This window comes from Advenella mimigardefordensis DPN7, assembly GCF_000521505.1.
GTDB lineage: Bacteria > Pseudomonadota > Gammaproteobacteria > Burkholderiales > Burkholderiaceae_B > Advenella > Advenella mimigardefordensis.
In genome coordinates, this window is the sequence record NZ_CP003915.1 from 971,376 (window position 1) to 988,837 (window position 17,462).

18 protein-coding genes are annotated in these 17,462 nt (G+C 55.9%); 4 read left to right on the plus strand and 14 right to left on the minus strand.

Translation table 11 applies throughout. The features are described 5' to 3' along the window. Positions 1–6: 6 nt before the first annotated feature. The 13 genes from MIM_RS04470 to MIM_RS04535 all read right to left on the minus strand — a co-directional run bounded on the left by MIM_RS04470 (position 7) and on the right by MIM_RS04535 (position 11,986). Entirely contained in the window at positions 7–360 is a 354-nt protein-coding gene (locus tag MIM_RS04470; RefSeq protein WP_025371568.1) for a RidA family protein, read from the minus strand. A gap of 20 nt (positions 361–380) precedes the next feature. Beyond that, entirely contained in the window at positions 381–1,772 is a 1,392-nt protein-coding gene (locus MIM_RS04475) for an NAD(P)/FAD-dependent oxidoreductase (protein ID WP_025371569.1), read from the minus strand. Further along, entirely contained in the window at positions 1,769–2,107 is a 339-nt protein-coding gene (locus MIM_RS04480) for a (2Fe-2S)-binding protein (RefSeq protein WP_025371570.1), read from the minus strand. The genes MIM_RS04475 and MIM_RS04480 overlap by 4 nt, the downstream gene beginning before the upstream one ends. Continuing rightward, positions 2,104–3,225, minus strand: a complete 1,122-nt coding sequence (locus MIM_RS04485; RefSeq protein ID WP_025371571.1) for an NAD(P)/FAD-dependent oxidoreductase — start codon at positions 3,223–3,225, stop codon at positions 2,104–2,106. Before MIM_RS04485 ends, MIM_RS04480 begins: the two co-directional genes overlap by 4 nt. Position 3,226: 1 nt before the next feature. Beyond that, positions 3,227–4,021, minus strand: a complete 795-nt coding sequence (locus MIM_RS04490; RefSeq protein WP_025371572.1) for an ABC transporter permease — start codon at positions 4,019–4,021, stop codon at positions 3,227–3,229. Continuing rightward, on the minus strand, positions 4,018–4,881 hold the full coding sequence (locus tag MIM_RS04495) for an ABC transporter permease (RefSeq protein ID WP_025371573.1): 864 nt from the start codon (positions 4,879–4,881) through the stop codon (positions 4,018–4,020). The genes MIM_RS04490 and MIM_RS04495 overlap by 4 nt, the downstream gene beginning before the upstream one ends. Positions 4,882–4,895: 14 nt before the next feature. Beyond that, positions 4,896–5,954 (minus strand): ABC transporter ATP-binding protein, encoded by a 1,059-nt coding sequence (locus tag MIM_RS04500; RefSeq protein ID WP_025371574.1) that lies wholly within the window; start codon positions 5,952–5,954, stop codon positions 4,896–4,898. After that, positions 5,955–6,977 carry an ABC transporter substrate-binding protein gene (locus MIM_RS04505; protein WP_245592812.1) on the minus strand — a complete coding sequence of 341 codons (1,023 nt, stop codon included), beginning with the start codon at positions 6,975–6,977 and terminating at the stop codon, positions 5,955–5,957. It abuts the gene before it with no gap. Positions 6,978–7,117: 140 nt separating this feature from the next. Next, the gene (locus MIM_RS04510) at positions 7,118–8,026 is read right to left on the minus strand and encodes a LysR substrate-binding domain-containing protein (RefSeq protein WP_025371576.1); all 909 of its coding nucleotides are present in this window, start codon (positions 8,024–8,026) and stop codon (positions 7,118–7,120) included. Positions 8,027–8,343: 317 nt separating this feature from the next. Next, positions 8,344–9,837 carry a tripartite tricarboxylate transporter permease gene (locus tag MIM_RS04515; RefSeq protein WP_025371577.1) on the minus strand — a complete coding sequence of 498 codons (1,494 nt, stop codon included), beginning with the start codon at positions 9,835–9,837 and terminating at the stop codon, positions 8,344–8,346. Beyond that, positions 9,838–10,374, minus strand: a complete 537-nt coding sequence (locus MIM_RS04520; RefSeq protein WP_025371578.1) for a tripartite tricarboxylate transporter TctB family protein — start codon at positions 10,372–10,374, stop codon at positions 9,838–9,840. Next, complete coding sequence (locus tag MIM_RS04525; RefSeq protein WP_025371579.1) at positions 10,364–11,317, minus strand: Bug family tripartite tricarboxylate transporter substrate binding protein; 954 nt, start codon at positions 11,315–11,317, stop codon at positions 10,364–10,366. Before MIM_RS04525 ends, MIM_RS04520 begins: the two co-directional genes overlap by 11 nt. A 282-nt stretch (positions 11,318–11,599) precedes the next feature. Continuing rightward, the gene (locus MIM_RS04535; protein WP_025371581.1) at positions 11,600–11,986 is read right to left on the minus strand and encodes a tautomerase family protein; all 387 of its coding nucleotides are present in this window, start codon (positions 11,984–11,986) and stop codon (positions 11,600–11,602) included. Positions 11,987–12,296: 310 nt separating this feature from the next. On the opposite strand from MIM_RS04535, the gene MIM_RS04540 reads away from it, so the two are divergent. Further along, positions 12,297–13,640: a dicarboxylate/amino acid:cation symporter gene (locus MIM_RS04540; protein WP_025371582.1), complete on the plus strand. Its 1,344-nt coding sequence runs from the start codon at positions 12,297–12,299 to the stop codon at positions 13,638–13,640. Between the two features lie 109 nt (positions 13,641–13,749). Here the strand turns inward: MIM_RS04540 and MIM_RS04545 are convergent, their stop codons facing one another. Next, a complete protein-coding gene (locus tag MIM_RS04545; protein WP_042070948.1) occupies positions 13,750–14,889 on the minus strand; it encodes a DUF2817 domain-containing protein in 1,140 nt (379 codons plus the stop codon). 217 nt (positions 14,890–15,106) lie between these two features. On the opposite strand from MIM_RS04545, the gene MIM_RS04550 reads away from it, so the two are divergent. The 3 genes from MIM_RS04550 to hisM all read left to right on the plus strand — a co-directional run bounded on the left by MIM_RS04550 (position 15,107) and on the right by hisM (position 17,453). Continuing rightward, positions 15,107–15,883, plus strand: coding sequence for a lysine/arginine/ornithine ABC transporter substrate-binding protein (locus MIM_RS04550; protein ID WP_025371584.1), 777 nt, complete (start codon positions 15,107–15,109; stop codon positions 15,881–15,883). 176 nt (positions 15,884–16,059) lie between these two features. Further along, on the plus strand, positions 16,060–16,746 hold the full coding sequence (locus MIM_RS04555) for an ABC transporter permease (RefSeq protein WP_025371585.1): 687 nt from the start codon (positions 16,060–16,062) through the stop codon (positions 16,744–16,746). A 50-nt stretch (positions 16,747–16,796) separates the two neighbouring features. Continuing rightward, positions 16,797–17,453: a histidine ABC transporter permease HisM gene (gene hisM, locus MIM_RS04560; RefSeq protein ID WP_407638145.1), complete on the plus strand. Its 657-nt coding sequence runs from the start codon at positions 16,797–16,799 to the stop codon at positions 17,451–17,453. Positions 17,454–17,462: the final 9 nt, after the last annotated feature.

Sequence of the window (17,462 nt, forward strand, 5' to 3'; positions counted from 1 at the left end):
CTGTCGTTACGCAGCTGCCGAGACGATGATCTCAACCAGCAGCTTGGGTGCTGCCAGTTTGGATTCGCCGGTGGCGCGGGTGGGGGCCGTACCTTCGGGCAACCAGTTATCCCAGACTTCGTTCATGCCTGCAAAATCCCGGTCAATGTCCTTGAGCCAGATTTGTGCAGTCAGGATTTTATCCTTGGAAGAACCGTGGGCTTCCAGATGTTTTTCAATTTTCGCCAGAATGCTGCGCGTCTGACCCTGAACGTCCTCGTCGGGATTATCGGCAGTCAGTCCGCTCAGAAAAATAATGCCGTTGTATTTAACGACGCGGCTCATCCGCTTGTTGGTTTCGAAACGTTCTATGGTTGACATCGTTTACTCCTGTGAAAAAATCAGTTTTCGGAATCGGTGGCGCAAGCCAGCTCTGCCAGTGTAACCGGCTTGAGCGGTGCGCGGATGCGATAGTAGCCCACCTGGTCGTGTGCAACATTCAACTGGTCGGCAATGACCTCTGTGACAGTCAGACCGCAAAGGCGGCCCTGGCACGGCCCCATGCCGCAGCGACTGAATGACTTGGCCTGGTTCGGTCCCATGCAGCCTTGCCTGACGAAGTCGCGGATTTGTCCGGCAGTCACTTCCTCGCAGCGGCAGACGATGGTGTCGTCTTGCGGAAGCCGGTTCTCGCGTTTGGGCAGATAGGCAGCATCCAGAAACGGACGCAGTGCCATGTCTTTTTTCAATTGTGATTGCAGCGGCACGCTGCGGTTTGCCAGTGAGTCTGCCTGGGCCGGATTTAACTGGGCGTCTACTGCCAGTGCGGCCAGTTCGCCGCGGGTGACGGCCGCCTGGGCGCCGGCGATGCCCTGGCCGTCACCGGCAAGATAAATGCCATCCAGTTCGTGCAGCCGGCCCCAGCCGTCTGTCTTGGGAATCCAGCACGCGCCGGTATCAGACCAGTCGTGTGCGGCGCGCAGCAGCCAGGTAAATTGCGTATTGGGCACCACCCCCTGGTGCAGCAGAACCAGGCTGGTTTCCAGCTCATGGGTCTGTCCCTGATGTTCAAAGGCGATGGAACGCACGCTGCTCTGCCCGTTTATGCGCAGTTTCTGCACGCCGCGATAGAAAGGGATTTTTTTTGCCTTAATGGCATTGATCATGGACAGGCCCTTGCGGATGTCCTTGAACGCGGCCAGCCCGCCAAGCAACGCCGGGCCGGCCTGAAAAATATCCCGGCCCGAACTGGTGTCCAGCACCGCCGCAATCTGCACATTGGCGCGCAGATATTGCCAGCAAATCAGATACAACAGAGGGCCGCAACCCGCAATCACCACGGGTGCTGCCGGTACGGTACCGGCTCCTTTGAGCAGGACCTGCGCGGCGCCGGCGCCCATCACACCAGGCAGCGTCCAGCCCGGAATGGGGAAGGGGCGTTCCATGGCGCCGGTGGCCAGAATCACGGCGTCGGCGGTCAGGGAGTACGACTTGCCCTGATGCAGATAATGCAGCTGGCGCTCGCGGGTGAGGTTCCAGACGGTTGCGCCGCGCAGATGTTGGGCACCGCTGGCAGCAAACTGCCCGGCCACGCTCGCGCCTGCAGTGTAGTCCGGGCCCAGAATATCGGCAAGGCCGGAAGTGGTGTGGGTGATATTGCGCCAGATCTGTCCGCCGGCTTGTGGCTGTTCGTCCAGCACGATGACCGAGTGCTTAAGGCTTGTCAGTCTGGCAGCGGCAATCATGCCGGCAGGTCCGGCACCGATGATGGCGACATTTGTGTGTGTACTCATTGCGCTTCACCTGTCTGGATCACGGTAAACGTAGTCTGGCCCCGCTGCATCCGGATGACCATGCCGTCTTCGATGGTGGTCATGCAGCTTTGCCGATTCTGTACGCCATTGATCTGCACCAGGCACTCGAAGCACACACCCATCTGGCAGTACGGCGCGCGCGGCTGGCCGCTGACGGGCGAGTCACGAAAATGCAGCACCTGGTTCTGCATCAGGGCTGCCGCCACAGTGATACCCCTGGGCGCGTGCAATTGCCTGCCTTCAAAGTCAAAGGTGACGGTTTGGGCAGCGTCACCGCTGTTTATCGGTACGGTTCTGAAAAGTACGGTGTTCATGATTGGGCTCTGGTCAAAGTGTCGAAGCGCTGGCTGCTAAAGGGGGCGATGGTTTGGGCTGAGGTGCCGCGCAGAATCCAGTCGGGAATAGTAAAAACATGATTGGCCGCCAGTGTGATGCCGCTGTGGCAGGTCACGACGTAGGCCCCAGGCATCTGGGACGATTCCTGATAGATCGGCATGCCGTCAGGCGACATGATGCGCAGCGCGGCCCAGCAGCGGATGATGCGCATGTCGGCCAGCGCAGGGAAATAATCGATGGCGCGGCGGGCGATGCCCTGCTGTAATGACAATCGTGTTGTATCGTCATAGCCTACGTCTTCCAGTGAATCACCGATCTGGATCGTGCCCTCATTGGTCTGGCGCACGTGCATGGTGGGATAGGACAGGAACGGGGCGCAGCGCTCGCCGATCATGACCTGGCCCTGGTTCGGTTCGACCGGCACGTGCAGGCCAACAAGACTTCCCAGTCGCTTGTTGCCCAGGCCCGCACACAGCACCACCTTTTTGCCGGCATACTTTTCACCGGCGCGGGTGGTGACGATGAAGCTGCCCGACTCATAATCGATATGTTCCACCGGGTTGTTGTAGCGATAGTCCACACCCAGCTGGCGTGCGCCTTGCTGCAAGGCGGGCAATAGCTTCAAGGGGTTGGCATGGCCGTCCATGGGCGTATAACAGGCGCCGATGACTTTGGGGCCGATAGCCGGAATATATTTGCGTACCTCTGCCGGTGACATAAAGGTATAGTCATACTTTTCTTCGACCGAAGCCTGGACGTTGCGCATCAGTTGCTGTCGTTCATCCAGGTCGGCCTGATTGGTAAAGAAAACGAAGCCACCTGGCTGCTGCAGGTAAGGATCAATACCGGTGCGTTCCGTGAGTTCACTGGCCAGTGCAGGCCAGTGGCGGGCCGATTGCAGGGTCCAGCGGGTGTAGGGCGAGAAGCCGTGGCCCTTTCCCTGCACCCATACCAGTCCGAAATTACCCCTGGAGGCACGAAAGGCAACATCGCCTTCATCAAGCATGAGCACTTTTGCATGTTGACGGGCCAGGCCATAGGCAACGCTTGAGCCCACGATCCCGCCGCCGATCACAATTATATCTGTGTTGTACATTTCAACCTTTTCCAATCAACACTTTATCCAGACCCACCAGACGGTCCATAATAATCATCATTATCACAGTAGCAATAATAAGAATTGCTGATACCGACGTGATCAGCGGATCGATGGTTTGTGCAATATGGTTATACATCCAGACCGGCAGCGTGGTTGTGCCCGGCGTTGCAACGAATACCGTCATGGTTAGTTCGTCAAAACTCTGAATGAAGGACAGTAGCCAGCCACCGACAAGACCAGGCAGGATCAATGGCAGGATGATGCGACCGTACATATGGCGTTTGCCCGCACCGAGCGACCTTGCGGCCAGTTCCACTTCCCGGTCCATACCGGTAGCCGATGCCAGCACCAGGCGCAGGGAATAGGGAAATATAAAAATGACATGTGTCATAGTCAGCCAGAATATCGAACCGGACAGCCCGGCGATATTGAAGAAGCGTAGGAACGACACGCCCAATACGACGTTGGGGATCATGAGGGGCGACATCAGAAATGCGCTGATCGCATCGCGCCCCGGAAAACGGAAGCGGGTGAGCGCCAGCGCTGCCGGCACCGCCAGGCACACTGCGATGGTGGAGGCAAATCCGGCCAGTTTCAGTGACAGCCAGAAGGATTCCATAATCCGGGGTTCGTCCAGCGCCGCACGATACCATCGCAACGAGAGGCCGTCGCTCGGATAGGATATGAAGCCTTTGTCTGTAAACGAAACAATGATCACGATTACCAGCGGCGCCAGCAGAAACAGCATGAAAGCAGTGTGAAAGATGAGCGAGAGCGTTCGATTGCGTTTCATTCATTTTCTCCTGCGGCAAAGATCGTGCGGTACTTTCTTTCTGTGTAGCGATTCAGCCCCATGATGACAATGATATTGGCGATCAGCAAAAGGATGACGATGGCGGCGCCCAGCGGCCAGTTCAGGGAATTGAGAAATTCATCATAGGCGGCCGTCGCCACCACTTTCAGGCGGCGTCCGCCCAGAATGGCAGGCGTGGCGAACGCTGATGCCGACAGGGCGAACACGATGATGGAACCAGACAGAATGCCGGGCATCAATTGCGGGAAAATCACCCGGCGAAAGACCGTGAGCGGCGAGCCACCCAGTGAGCGGCCGGCGTATTCTACGGTAGGGTCCAGCTTGCGCAGGGTTGCCCAGATGGAAATAATCATGAAGGGCACCATGACATGCACCAGACCGATGACCATACCGGTAAACGTAAAGGTGAGTCGTATGGGCGAATCAATCAGACCAAGCAGGAGCAGGGTATCGTTGATCAGGCCCTGCCGACCCATCAGGATGGACCAGCCCAGAGTGCGCACCACAACTGAAATAAGCAGAGGCCCCAGCACCATTACCAGGAAAATACCGCGCCATGGTGCGCGCATACGTGCGAGGATGAGCGTTTCCGGAATGCCCAGAATCAGGCAGATAATCGTGACCAGCAAGGCCATGCCCGCGGTGCGCAGGAAAATTTCTCCGTAGTACGGGTCTGAAAAGATGGTTATGTAGTTGCCAAACGAAAAATCCGGGATGATGCCGGTGGTGCCGTTAAATGCATAGAACGACAGCATCGCAACCAGCAGCATGGGAATGATGAGCATGCCGCAAAACAGCAGGAGCGCGGGCGTTAGCAAGACATAGGGTTCTTTACGCATATGAGCCTCCGGCCTTACTGCTGCTCGGCGATAACGCGCAGATCACTGTTCAGCCAGTCCAGCGCGACTGTATCACCAGGCTGGGAAGCAAGCCGCTGGACCGAGACGAACCACATGCCCAGGGGCGTTTGGACCTCACATAACCAGTGTGTGCCCAGAAACACGGCTTCGGACAGCGTGCCGGTTAATTTGCCCGCCGTACCCGGGTCGGCAAAACCAACATTCTCCGGCCTGATCATAATATTGGCCTTGCCCTCTCGGAAAGGGTGGTTTTCCGGCAGGCAGACGGCAAAGCTCAGGCCCTCGCTGCTGACCTGATACGTCTGCTTGTCACTGCGTGTAATGGTGCCTGCAAAAACATTGGCGCGGCCCAGAAACCCGGAAACGAACAGCGTTCTGGGGTTATGGTATACCTCCAGCGGTGGCGCCAGCTGCTGAATACAGCCATCGCTCATCAGCGCAATTCGATCACTCATGGTCATCGCTTCGGTCTGGTCGTGCGTAACCAGAATCGTGGTAATGCCCAGTTTGCGCTGGATCCGGCGCAGCTCGATATGCATGTTCTCGCGCAGTTTGGCATCCAGATTGGACATGGGTTCGTCCAGCAGAAGGAGCCGGGGACGAATGGCCAGTGAGCGGGCGATGGCAACGCGCTGGCGCTGCCCGCCCGATAGCTGGGCGGGGTAACGCTCGCCCATTCCGCTCAGGCTAACCATGTCCAGCACTTCGCTGATGCGCTCACGGCGCTGGTCTTTGGCCATTTTTCGCATTTCCAGGCCGAAACTGATATTGTCCTGAACCGTCATGTGGGGAAACAGCGCGTAGCTTTGAAACACCACGCCAATATCCCGTTTTTCCGGCGGCATGTCGGTCAGATCCGTACCATCCAGAATGACCTGGCCACGCGTGGGTTCGGTGAATCCCGCAATCATTTGCAGCGTGGTGGTCTTGCCGCAGCCTGATGGACCCAGCAGAGAGACAAATTCACCGCGCTCAATTTCAAGGTCCATCGACTTGACGACGCGCGTCGCGCCGTAGTCTTTGCCCAGGTTTTTGACAGAAAGAAAACTCATTTACCGCTCCACCGTCCGGTTCCAGCGATCGTTCCATTGCGTGCGCACGGCATTGACGGTGTCCCAGTCGGTTTTTTCCAGCTTGTTGACTGCCTCGCCATACACCACACGTTGCGCGTCTTCTGCCGGCAGCTTCACAGTTTTGTTGACCGGTCCCCAGCTCTGCGTGCGTGCGAAAACCACCTGTATTTCAGGCGAGGCAAGATATTGCACCAGTTTCTGAGACAGTTCAGCGACATCGCTTTTGACAACGGGACAGACTGCGGTCTGCAATACCATGGCCCCTTCTTTGGGATACACGAACTTGACCGGAAAGCCTGTGGACCTGAAGGTTTCAACCCGGCCGTTACCCCATACGCCGATGATCGCTTCGCCGTTCTGAAACAGCTGCGTCATACCGCCGGGCGAAGGCTCCCAGGCCAGCACATTCGGGTTGACCTTTTTGATAATGGCATCAAAGCCGGGATCGGGGTTCTTTTCGTCGCCGCCGTTGAGTTTGGCAAATTTCACCAGTGTGTGCAGGCCGTAGGTATTGTTCAGCGGCGGAATGACCATGCGCTGCTCGAACTGCGGATTCTCCAGATCATGCCATGAGGTGGGCGGCGTCAGGCCTTCTTTTTTGAAGGCTTCTTCGTTGTAGAACAGGCCGGTGGCCACCAGCCCGATACCAAGCGCATTAGGCCCCAGATCGGCGATGGGGTAAAGATCTTTGAATACCGGGGCGCTTTTGTCGATTTTGTCACAGAAGCCAAACTGCATCGCCTGATACATGGGGCCGTCATCCAGCATGACTACGTCCAGTTCGGGATTGTTTTTCTGTGCCTGCAATTTGCCCAGCGTATCGGTTGAGTTGCCTGGAACGTAAACAACCTTAACGTTGTTGGCTTTTTCGAAAGCGGGCAGGATTTCTTCCTCAAACGCCTTTTGCGTTGAACCGCCATATGATCCAAGATACAACGTGGGCGTTTGCGCGTATACCATCGAGGTTGGCGTAACCAGTAAACCTGCAATAGCAGCTGTCATAAGCTTGCGTTTCATCATTTTCTCCGTGGTTGGGGAACAACTTACGGATAACGATAGAGAACACTGCCCGCTATGTAAAATGCTTTTTTTTGGCCCGTCCATAATATGGTGTTATGGCATTTACAGCCCTTTTCACCATCTTAAAGCAGCTTGCCGTTTTGTGCGATTGCCATGGTCACATTTGTTTTTACGTAGTGCACAAAATCCCTGAGTACGCGCAAGGCCACCTTATCGGCGCGATAAAGGGCACTGAAATGGACCATCAGTCGCGGCGAAAAATTTCTGAATATTATGTTGTTTCCGGTGTAGGTTATTACCGTGATCGGGTCAACAATAGCCAGGCAATTGCCTGACTCCACAAAGGAGCACATGGTCTGTGAGGTGTTGGTGTCGACGTTTGAGAACACCTTGACGCCATGAGACACCAGCAACAGACCAAACGCCTGGCGCGTGTCCATATCATGGGAACCCAGTATCATGGTTTGGCCCTGCAGGTCGGTGACGTGGATCTCGCTTTTCTGTGCCAGCGGATGGTTACGCGGAATGGCAATTTTTGAGTCCAGCGAGAACAGATGCTCACCCAGGGGGCTCGGATAGTCGCTGGACAGGATCACCATACCCAGATCACACTTGGCATTCTGCACCATATCCATGATGGTGGTCGAAGCGTGGGTCGTTAGCTTAACCGACAGATCAGTATGTTCCTGCATGAAGTTATGCAGCAGGAAAGGCAGGGCGCCGGAAGCCAGACAGGGCGCGGCAGCAATATGGAACTGGCCTTTTTGTGCTTTCTGAATCTGGCTGGCTGCATAGGCAATTTCCTGAACACCAACCAGACTGCGCTCCACTTCCCTGAGTAATTCTTCTGCTTCATGGGTCGGAAAAAGACGGCCCTGACGGCGCTCAAATAGGGGAAAGCCCACCGAGGTTTCCAGGTCCGAGATCAGGCGTGTGGTGGCCGGCTGCGAAATGGAAAGAAACGCCGCCGCCTGTGTAACGGTACGGGTGATCATGAGCGCACGAAATGCCTCGAGTTGTCTTAGTGTCATTGCCTGCTCGAACAGATAAATATCGAAAAATCATGCCGGAATGACCCGGTCGGGACGATAAGTGTATGGGGGTATGACTGTGTTGTTGTCCTAGGGATAATACCAATTCCCCTAGGGAGAACACCTAGAGAATGGTACTCGCACGTACCACCTGTTTGTTGTGCTAAAACCGATGTTTTTTGCTTTTCAGCGCCAAATAGGCGCGCAGCGTGGACAATGGGGGATCATCGCGACCAGGGAAGCGGTCGCTCATACAAAGCCCTCGTTGCCAGGCGGAAAGGAGAATGGCAACGAGAGCGGACAGCACCCGTATGGCCTTATGCGGCCTTGCGCAGTTTGCGCAATACAACGGGTGCCAGCAGGAACAGCGCTGAAATGGTCAGAATGACAATTGATATTGGTGTTTCCACCAGCACTGCGGGATTGCCCTCGGCAGCTGCCAGCGCTGTACGCAGCTGGTTTTCGGCCATGGGGCCGAGGATCAGGCCGATCAGGATGGGCGCAATGGGAAAGTCATAGACGCGCATGACATAACCCATCAGACCCACCACGACCATGCAGGCCAGGTCAAAGGTGGATCCCGATACCCCCCAGATGCCGATCATGGCAAACACCAAAATGCCGGCATACAGTTGCGGTTTTGGAATAAGGAGTAATTTCACCCACATGCCAACCAGCGGCAGGTTCAGAATCAGCAGCATGACGTTGCCCACGTAGAGCGAGGCGATCAGACCCCAGATCAGTTCCGGGTTGGAGGTAAACAGAAACGGGCCGGGTTGCAGGCCGAAGTTTTGGAACGCAGCCAGCAGGATTGCCGCGGTGGCCGAAGTGGGCAATCCCAGTGTCAGCAGGGGGACCAGCACGCCTGCAGCAGCTGCATTATTAGCCGCTTCGGGGCCGGCAACGCCTTCAATGGCGCCGATGGTGCCAAACTCCTCTTTCTTTTTACACAGCTTTTTCTCAAGCGTATAGGACAGCATGGTCGGAATTTCGGAGCCGCCGCCGGGCAGCGCGCCCATCGGAAAGCCAATGGCGGTACCGCGCAGCCAGGGCATGAGCGAGCGCTTCCATTCCTCTTTGGTCATCCAGACGCCGCCCTTGATCGGCATCACATCGTCGTTTTGGTGCCGGTAGCGGCTGGCGACATAGATAATTTCACCGATTGCAAACAGCGAGACCAGTACGACGGTAAGTTCCATCCCGTCCAGCAGTGAGCTGGCGCCAAATGTCATACGCGGCTGCCCGGTCATTTTGTCGATGCCGATTACGCCGAATGCCAGGCCAATGAACAGGGAAATAAAACCGCGCACCCGCGAGGTTCCCATCACCACAGCAACCGATGTGAAGGCCAGCACGGTCAGTGCAAAGTAGTCTGCCGGTTTGAAGTAGAACGCCAGTTCGGCAATGGAGGGCGCGGCAAACGTGAGCAGGGCGGTGGCGATGGTGCCGGCCACGAACGAACCTACGGCAGCAGTGGCCAGTGCCGCGGCACCGCGTCCGGAGCGCGCCATTTTGTTGCCCTCCAGCGCGGTCATCATGGAGCCGGCTTCACCTGGCGTATTGATCAGAATGGATGTGGTGGAGCCGCCGTACATCGCGCCGTAGAGTACGCCGGCAAACATAATGAATGCCGAGACAGGGCCAACCGAGACGGTAACCGGCAACAGCAGCGCGATGGTGAGCGCAGGGCCGATGCCTGGCAGGATGCCGATGGCGGTGCCAAGTACGGAGCCGACCAGCGCCCAGAAAAGATTCATGGGTTGCAGGGCGATATCAAAGCCTTGCAATAATAAGCCGAAGGTTGTATCCATTCAGAAGCCCGCCAGGGGAAGAAAACCGCCCAGTTGCAGACCGAGGCGTGAAAAAAGAAACCAGCAGACCGAGCCCAGAATAGCGCCGGTGATCAGATCCATGATCGTTCTGGTGGAGCCAAATGCGCGCGCAACCAGCATAAACGACAGCATGGCGGTAATGGGCAGACCCAGTGGCTCCATGGTGAGTGCCGGTACGATGGTTGCAGCCAGTGCGGTAAAGAAGGCCCGCTTGTCCATCGGCAGGTTGCCGGCGGCATTTTCTGCATCCTGCGCTTCGAAGCGTTCGCCTTTTGCGATTTGAATCAGCAGCAGGATGCCCAGCAGCAACAAGCCCCCGCCGGCAATGGTAACAAACATGCCCGGGCCGATAGCCGCATACTGTGCCGTTGCCGGCAAGGTTGTTGCGGAGTACAGGCAGATACAGCCCAGGATAACGACAGCGATCCCCAGCCACCAGGGCCGGGTGGCTGGCGCCGCAGCCTCGGGGGTTGCGGGCGCCGCGCCTGTCTGCGAGGGTGTTTCCTTATTTTGCAAGACCTGCGTCCTTCAGGATTTTATTGATACGGTCACTTTCATCTTTGATGAAGCTGCCAAATTCAGGTCCGGCCAGGAAAAACTGATCCCAGCCCTGGGTCGTCATGGTTTGCTTCCAGGCGTCGCTGTCATTGAGTTTGGTGAAGCGGTCCACCCACACTTTGTAATTGTCTTCGGGCATATCGACCGAGCCCAGAATGCCGCGCCAGTTTGCCAGTTCCACATCGAAGCCGGCTTCCTTGAAGGTAGGCGCGTCCAGTCCTTTCATGCGTTCGGCAGAGGTAATGCCCAGAATTTTGACGCGGCCGGATTTGGCAAATTGCTGGAATTCGGAAATGCCCGAGATACCGGCCTTGAGGGTGCCGTTGACGATGCCGGTAACGGTATCCGCGCCGCCAGCCTGCGGAATGTAATTAAGTTTATTAACCGGCGTGCCGCTGGCCTGGGCAAGCAGGGCCAGGGCAATATGATCTACGCCACCTGCTGAACCGCCACCCACTGGTGTGCCGCCAGGATTTTCCTTGAGTGCCTTGGCAAAATCAGCCAGCGTTTTGTAGGGAGAGTCCGGACGCACGGCAAGCACCAGATATTCTGCCGTGAGGCGTGCTACCGGCCTGAACTTGGACAGATCGACCGGCGATTTGTTCAGCGTGATGGCGCCAACGGTAATGGCGCCAAAGACTGCCAGGTTATCCGGTTTGCCGGTTGTGCCATTCTGGAATTCGGCCAGACCGATGGTGCCGCCGGCACCGCCCTTGTTGGTAAAGTTAACGCTGCCGGTATAGATGCCGGCCTTGTTCATGGCCGAGAAGGCCTGCCGGCCCGTTCCATCCCAGCCGCCGCCTGGATTGGCTGGCAGCATGACGCTGACCTGGGCGCTGGCAGCAGCCGCGAAAAGTGAGGTGGCCGCAATGCACGACCGCAGGATGGCTGATAGTTTCATGTCCGCTCCGAAAGGGTTTGTTGTAATTGGTAATATTTCAGAGAAGAATAGGTTGGATCAGGATGGGTTGTCAATAAGGGAAAAGGAGCGGATCGGCCGGAGATGGCGTAAGCACTTGGAAATAAAGCTGCGGCGTAGCATCTTGAGCGCCGGGCTCAGGCTGCTACGCCGCAGGCATCACGTTCGAGATATGACGGTGTTAACGCGCAGATTAACCTCACTCAGGCGCAGGTTGGGGCAAGGCGCTAATAAGAAAAGAGGGCGTTAAAAGAAAAGAGGGCGTTAACCTGCGCTTCTGGCGCGAAACGCGGCGGCGCTCAGGCCTTCCTGAACACCCATGTGCTCCGGCGCGATATCGATCAGCATGGTGCGGATGCAACTGTCTGATACGTCCAGCGTGGTCACCGCTGTTTTGTTGATGGCGGCCAGAAAGTTCGCTTTGACTTCATCGTTTCGGCCGGCAAGCAGAAAAGCCACGATGTTGACGAATTCAGCACCCACCTGGCCTGCGACAATCGAATCCTGCTGTTCAATTTCGTGCAGGGAAATACGGATACTGGGCAGGGCCGCGTTCAGCGTTTGCTCGATAACCTTGGTGGCATTTTGCAGGAAGGCGGTTTTTTGTTGCTGGCTGCGGCCGGCGGTGACCTGAACTTGAAGAATGGGCATGATGAAATGTCTCGTTTGAAATGGAGGGCTGTGAAATAGGGGGCAGGGTTGCACCCCGTCACCTTGTGCGATTGTATAGGAAAGCGGACCAGATGCCACCTAATGATGCGTTTTCAGTTTTCTTTAAGGTTTCGAAAATTACTATACGGAATTGAAGGAAGCACAGTGTCCGCTGGTGCAGTATCCATGAGCCGTCCGCTGTCTATGACGGTCTTGATTCCATAGTGTGGACCCATTCATATCATTGACGTAGTGTCGATAGCCGCAAGTGCGTCGACCAACGCATTCATTTCCAGGAAAACCAAATCAAATGTTGTCTGCTGAAGAGCTATCGGCCGAAGCGCCGCGTCAGCCCAAGCGCTGGTATCAAATATTATATGTACAGGTGGTCATTGCCATTGTCCTGGGCGTGTTGCTGGGGCAGTTCTATCCGCAGGTTGGTGAAAGTATGAAGCCGCTTGGCGACGCGTTTATCAAACTGGTAAAAATGATTATCGCACCTGTCATATTTCTCACGGTGGTGACGGGTATCGCCGGTATGAGCAATATGAAAACGGTAGGGCGGGTGGCCGGTAAGGCGATGCTTTACTTCATTACGTTTTCCACACTGGCACTGATCATTGGCCTGATCGTTGCCAACACGCTGCACCCCGGCTCCGGTCTGGATATTGACCCCAAAACGCTGGACGCCGGCAAGGTGGCCACCTATGTGACCAAGGCGCATGATTCGTCCATTGTCGGGTTTTTAATGAATATTATTCCCGACACCACCATCAGCCCGCTGGTTAATGGCGATATTCTGCAGGTGCTGTTTATTTCAGTGCTGTTTGGTATTGCACTGGCGGCTACCGGAGAACATGGCAAGCCGGTCTTTGATTTTTTCCAGCAACTGTCCCGGCCGGTTTTCAAACTGGTGGCCATTTTAATGAAGGCCGCGCCTATCGGTGCATTCGGCGCCATGGCATTTACCATTGGCAAATACGGGATAGGCTCGATTGGCAATTTGCTGTACCTGATTCTGACTTTCTATATCACGGCTGTGTTGTTTGTTGTGATTGTGCTGGGGCTGGTCGCGCGGTACAACGGCTTTTCCATTTTTAAACTGGTGCGCTATATCAAGGATGAATTGTTTCTGGTGCTGGGCACCAGTTCATCGGAAGCGGCGCTGCCTACGCTGATGCAAAAACTGGAGCGCGCCGGTTGCGCCAAGTCTGTGGTCGGGTTGGTGGTACCTACCGGCTATTCTTTTAATCTGGACGGAACGAATATCTACATGACGCTGGCTGCGCTGTTTATTGCGCAAGCGTGCAATATCGAGCTGTCGCTGCAACAGCAAGTATTGCTGCTGCTGGTCGCCATGATCAGTTCCAAGGGGGCCGCGGGGGTTACGGGGGCCGGCTTTATTACGCTGGCGGCTACGCTGGCTGTGGTGCCCGATGTACCGGTGGCCGGCATGGCCCTCATTCTGGGCATTGATCGTTTTATGTCGGAATGTCGTGCCCTGACCAACCTGGTCGGCAATGCCTGCGCCACCATTGTGGTTGCCCGATGGGAGAACCAGCTGGACACCAGGCAACTGGATGCTGCCCTGAATCAGCAACTGCCCGATGACGTCGATGAGCAAATGGTCGGTGTAGCGCAGGCAGCGGACTGATCGCGCACCCGGGCGTACTGCCACCTCAAAAATACACCCCAAAGGTTGGATATCCATTCAGCCTTTGGGGTGTTTTTCATGGTATCCGGAAAAATGGCAAGCGCGAAACCTATTGCCCGTTACGCAGCGCGTGAACGGCACGCTCCAGAATCTGGCGGGTTCTGAATTGCACCAGTGCCTGCCAGTCCGGATCGGCCGGGAAGAAAAAGTCCAGCAGTTGCTGCTTGATCTGTTTACCTTCGGCACTGGCCGGATCACCATGCAGATGCAGGAAATGGTCGGCCAGCAGGGCAGGCTGACCCACCGACTGGCTGTCATAGGTTCCACACTCGACCACCAGTTGCGTAAACTGGCGGTCACTGAATAATTTGACCATGGCTGCCGAGGTGTAGCCGGTGGCTGCAGCCGAGATGCCGGTATCGCTGGCGTTGTTCGCGCCTGTAATGACGGTATACAGCCATGGACCGTAGATAGACTGGGCGCGCGCAATGCCGGGATAGTCCTGTTCGGCAATGGCCATGAGCATGGGGTGACCGAATTGTCCGGCACCGGTATGCAGATCGAAACTGATGATTTCCCTGGCATGCGCCGGCAGATGGTCCTTCAGGATCTGATGCAGTGTGACATTGGACCAGCTGGGTTGTTCTCCACCGTAATAAAGGCCATCGCGATGGCGATACTGGCCGGCTTCTACAATATTCATCAGCGCAGCATAGCCTTTTTCCTGTACGACTTCGCGCCAGCGCTGTTCGCGGGCGCGGCGCCGGTCGGCATCACGGATATCGGTCGCAAACAGCTCATGTACTGCTTCGTAGCCCGGATTAACCGGCAGCGGCTGGTCAAAATCCAGATAGTTGCGATTCAGATCCATGTTGTCTTCATTGACCCGCCGTTTCCACGAGGTGCCCCAGGGATTGATCAGGTGAATAAACAGGATACCCACGCCTGCTGTCGGTGTGATGTCCTGCTCCAGCAGAAAACGGGTCTGGCAGATCGAGCCATAGTAACCTTCGACGCCATGCGTGCCGGACACCACCACGATCCATTTGTCGGCTTGCGGATCGCCTGCCACGGCTACATCGGTGCATAGATTTTCGTTTTCCACGCCCTTGAGCGGATGAGGGTAAGCATGCAGCTGCGCGCCGCGATGATGGGCGGCTTTCAGAAAAGACGCGCGCAATTGCGAATAGGTGAGCTGGCCGGGCGCGAGCCGGAAAATGGGCAAATCTGCGGAATTGAAGGAAGTCATGAGCGAATTCTCGGGCCTAAAGGCATGATAGAGGCATGATAGCGGCAACAAAAAGGCAAGAAAAACATGGGTTTCAGGCAAAAACAGGTAGCCGGGAGGAAATTTATGCAAAAATCTCGTGTCCGCGCGTTGTAACCTGCCTGCAATCACACCTGTGAATCAGGGACAAGGCGTTATACTACTTCAATTAATTACCATATGTTTCCCGGGGTTAGGAATGAAAAAACTTTTTGTTGCGGCAGTGCTGGCTGCATTGTTACCGACAGTGGTGTCTGCGGCACCCGTCAAACTGCGTCTGGGTATTGATCCCACATTCGCGCCTTTTGAATCGGTTAACCCACAGGGCGAGCTGGTTGGTATTGATGTTGATATGGGTAAATCCATCTGTAAGCGCATTGAAGCCGACTGCGAATGGATTCGCATGAATTTCGACGGTGTGATTCCTGCCCTGAAAGCCAAAAAAATAGATGGCATTCTGTCCGGGATGACTATTACCAAAGAACGCGAGAAGCAGGTGCTGTTTTCAGATGTGATGTACGCCAGCTCTACACGCCTGATGGTTCCGTCGGGCAGCGAAGGACTGGATACCACCGCCGAGTCGCTCAAAGGTAAAACGGTTGGGGTCGTTCAGGGTACCACTCAGGCGGCCTACGCCGACAAGCACTGGAAAGGCAAAGGGATTGATCTGGTTTCCTATCAGAATGATGATCTTGCCAAGCAGGATTTGGCGCTCGGCCGCGTGGATGCGACCCTGCAGGACGCAGCGGCAGCCACGATTTTCTTTGATAGTCCCGATGGCAAGAACTTCAAGCTGGTCGGCACGCCGGTGTCCGACGCCGACGTGTTTGGCAACGGTAACGGTATTGGTCTGCGCAAGGAAGATACCGAGCTGAAGGGTAAAATCGACAAGGCGCTGGCCGACATGAAGGCTGACGGAGAATACGCAAAAATTCTTGACGCCTACAAAAAATACGGCATCAAGGAACGTGAATAAGCGGGTCTGACCGGATGCTGCGCGGGCTGGCTGGGTGCCGGCGACCGCGCAGTTTGCATTTTTGGGCGGGCAGATCTGCCCGCAATGTGCGGCGGCGAAGCGCAAGGGCACAAGCCCCGGGCGGCCGACAAACAATTGCAATATTGCTTTATTAATAACGATATTTAAGGAACCCGATGCTGTACGGTTATGGATCCCAGATATGGGCCGGTACACTCGCAACCTGTCTGCTGACGCTGTTGACGCTGGTTTTTTCGATCATCATTGGAATGGTCGGGGCTTTGTGCAAGCTATCTTCCAACCCTGTACTGCGCTGGACCTTCACCGGGTATACGACGCTGATTCGCAGCGTGCCCGACCTGGTGATCATGCTGCTGGTTTTCTATAACCTGCAGGAGCTTATCAATGCGATCTGCGTCTGGGCCGGCTGGCAGCAATATCAGATGGATGCCTTTTCGGCGGGTGTGACTACGTTATCGTTTATCTATGGCGCGTATATGACAGAGACCTTCCGCGGTGCCATTCAGTCTGTGCCCAAAGGCCAGCTGGAGGCCGGCTACGCGACCGGGATGGCGCCATTAACCGTATTTCGGCTGATTCTGTTGCCGCAATTGATCCGCTACGCTTTACCCGGACTGAATAATAATCTGCAGGTCATTATCAAGGCAACCGCCCTGGTTTCCATCATCGGTCTGCTCGATATCGTGACGGTCACGCAGCAGGCGGGGCGCAGTACTCAGCAACTGTTTTTCTTCAATCTGGTTGCCGCTGCCATTTATCTGTGCATGACGGCGGTCAGCCTGGTGGTGCTGTCCTGGCTTAATCGACGCTATTCGGTCGGTGTGCGGGAGGTTCGGCTGTGAGCGAGATTCTTGAGCGCTACTGGCAAGCCTATCTCGGTTTCGGTATTCCCATGACGGGACTGGCCATGACGATCTGGATTCTGTTGCTGGCCGTGTTGTTTGGCACGCTGCTGGCCATCCCCATGGCCATCTGGCGCAGTTCGTCCAATCGCTGGGTGAGTGTGCCGGTGCAGGTGTACACCTTTGTGTTTCGTGGCACGCCGCTATACGTGCAGTTGCTGCTTGTTTACACCGGCTTGTTCAGCCTGAGCGTGGTGCGCGGCACGCCGCTGCTGGCAACCTTCTTCCGTGACGGGTTCAATTGTGTGATTCTTGCATTCACGATCAACACCTGTGCGTATATGACAGAAGTACTGGCGGGCGCCATTCGCTCCATCCCGCACGGCGAGATTGAAGCGGCGCAGGCCTTCGGTTTTTCCCGCTTCCGCCTGTACACAAAAATTATTCTGCCTTCCGCTTTCAGGCGTGCCCTGCCGTTTTACAGCAATGAAGTGATTCTGGTGCTGCATTCCACCTCGCTGGCATTCACGGCAACGGTGCCCGAATTGCTCAAGGTCGCGCGCGATGTTAACAGCGCTACATTCAACTCTTTACCCGCCTTTGGTATTGCCGCCATCCTGTACGCCGTTCTGGCAATGGTGCTGGTTGCGCTGTTTCGCAAGGCAGAGAAAAAATGGCTCGGGTTTCTGAAACCCGCGGCTGTTTAACAGGTCCCG

What these genes read in the sequence shown, in the direction of transcription:
- MIM_RS04515 (WP_025371577.1), bottom strand. Translation starts at nt 9,837, where the DNA reads ATGGATACAACCTTCGGCTTATTATTGCAAGGCTTTGATATCGCCCTG.
- MIM_RS04490 (WP_025371572.1), bottom strand. Translation starts at nt 4,021, where the DNA reads ATGAAACGCAATCGAACGCTCTCGCTCATCTTTCACACTGCTTTCATG.
- MIM_RS04545 (WP_042070948.1), bottom strand. Translation starts at nt 14,889, where the DNA reads ATGACTTCCTTCAATTCCGCAGATTTGCCCATTTTCCGGCTCGCGCCC.
- MIM_RS04475 (WP_025371569.1), bottom strand. Translation starts at nt 1,772, where the DNA reads ATGAGTACACACACAAATGTCGCCATCATCGGTGCCGGACCTGCCGGC.
- MIM_RS04555 (WP_025371585.1), top strand. Translation starts at nt 16,060, where the DNA reads ATGCTGTACGGTTATGGATCCCAGATATGGGCCGGTACACTCGCAACC.
- MIM_RS04505 (WP_245592812.1), bottom strand. Translation starts at nt 6,977, where the DNA reads ATGACAGCTGCTATTGCAGGTTTACTGGTTACGCCAACCTCGATGGTA.
- MIM_RS04480 (WP_025371570.1), bottom strand. Translation starts at nt 2,107, where the DNA reads ATGAACACCGTACTTTTCAGAACCGTACCGATAAACAGCGGTGACGCT.
- MIM_RS04550 (WP_025371584.1), top strand. Translation starts at nt 15,107, where the DNA reads ATGAAAAAACTTTTTGTTGCGGCAGTGCTGGCTGCATTGTTACCGACA.
- MIM_RS04535 (WP_025371581.1), bottom strand. Translation starts at nt 11,986, where the DNA reads ATGCCCATTCTTCAAGTTCAGGTCACCGCCGGCCGCAGCCAGCAACAA.
- MIM_RS04500 (WP_025371574.1), bottom strand. Translation starts at nt 5,954, where the DNA reads ATGAGTTTTCTTTCTGTCAAAAACCTGGGCAAAGACTACGGCGCGACG.
- MIM_RS04485 (WP_025371571.1), bottom strand. Translation starts at nt 3,225, where the DNA reads ATGTACAACACAGATATAATTGTGATCGGCGGCGGGATCGTGGGCTCA.
- MIM_RS04470 (WP_025371568.1), bottom strand. Translation starts at nt 360, where the DNA reads ATGTCAACCATAGAACGTTTCGAAACCAACAAGCGGATGAGCCGCGTC.
- MIM_RS04510 (WP_025371576.1), bottom strand. Translation starts at nt 8,026, where the DNA reads ATGACACTAAGACAACTCGAGGCATTTCGTGCGCTCATGATCACCCGT.
- MIM_RS04540 (WP_025371582.1), top strand. Translation starts at nt 12,297, where the DNA reads ATGTTGTCTGCTGAAGAGCTATCGGCCGAAGCGCCGCGTCAGCCCAAG.
- MIM_RS04495 (WP_025371573.1), bottom strand. Translation starts at nt 4,881, where the DNA reads ATGCGTAAAGAACCCTATGTCTTGCTAACGCCCGCGCTCCTGCTGTTT.
- MIM_RS04525 (WP_025371579.1), bottom strand. Translation starts at nt 11,317, where the DNA reads ATGAAACTATCAGCCATCCTGCGGTCGTGCATTGCGGCCACCTCACTT.
- hisM (WP_407638145.1), top strand. Translation starts at nt 16,797, where the DNA reads ATGACGGGACTGGCCATGACGATCTGGATTCTGTTGCTGGCCGTGTTG.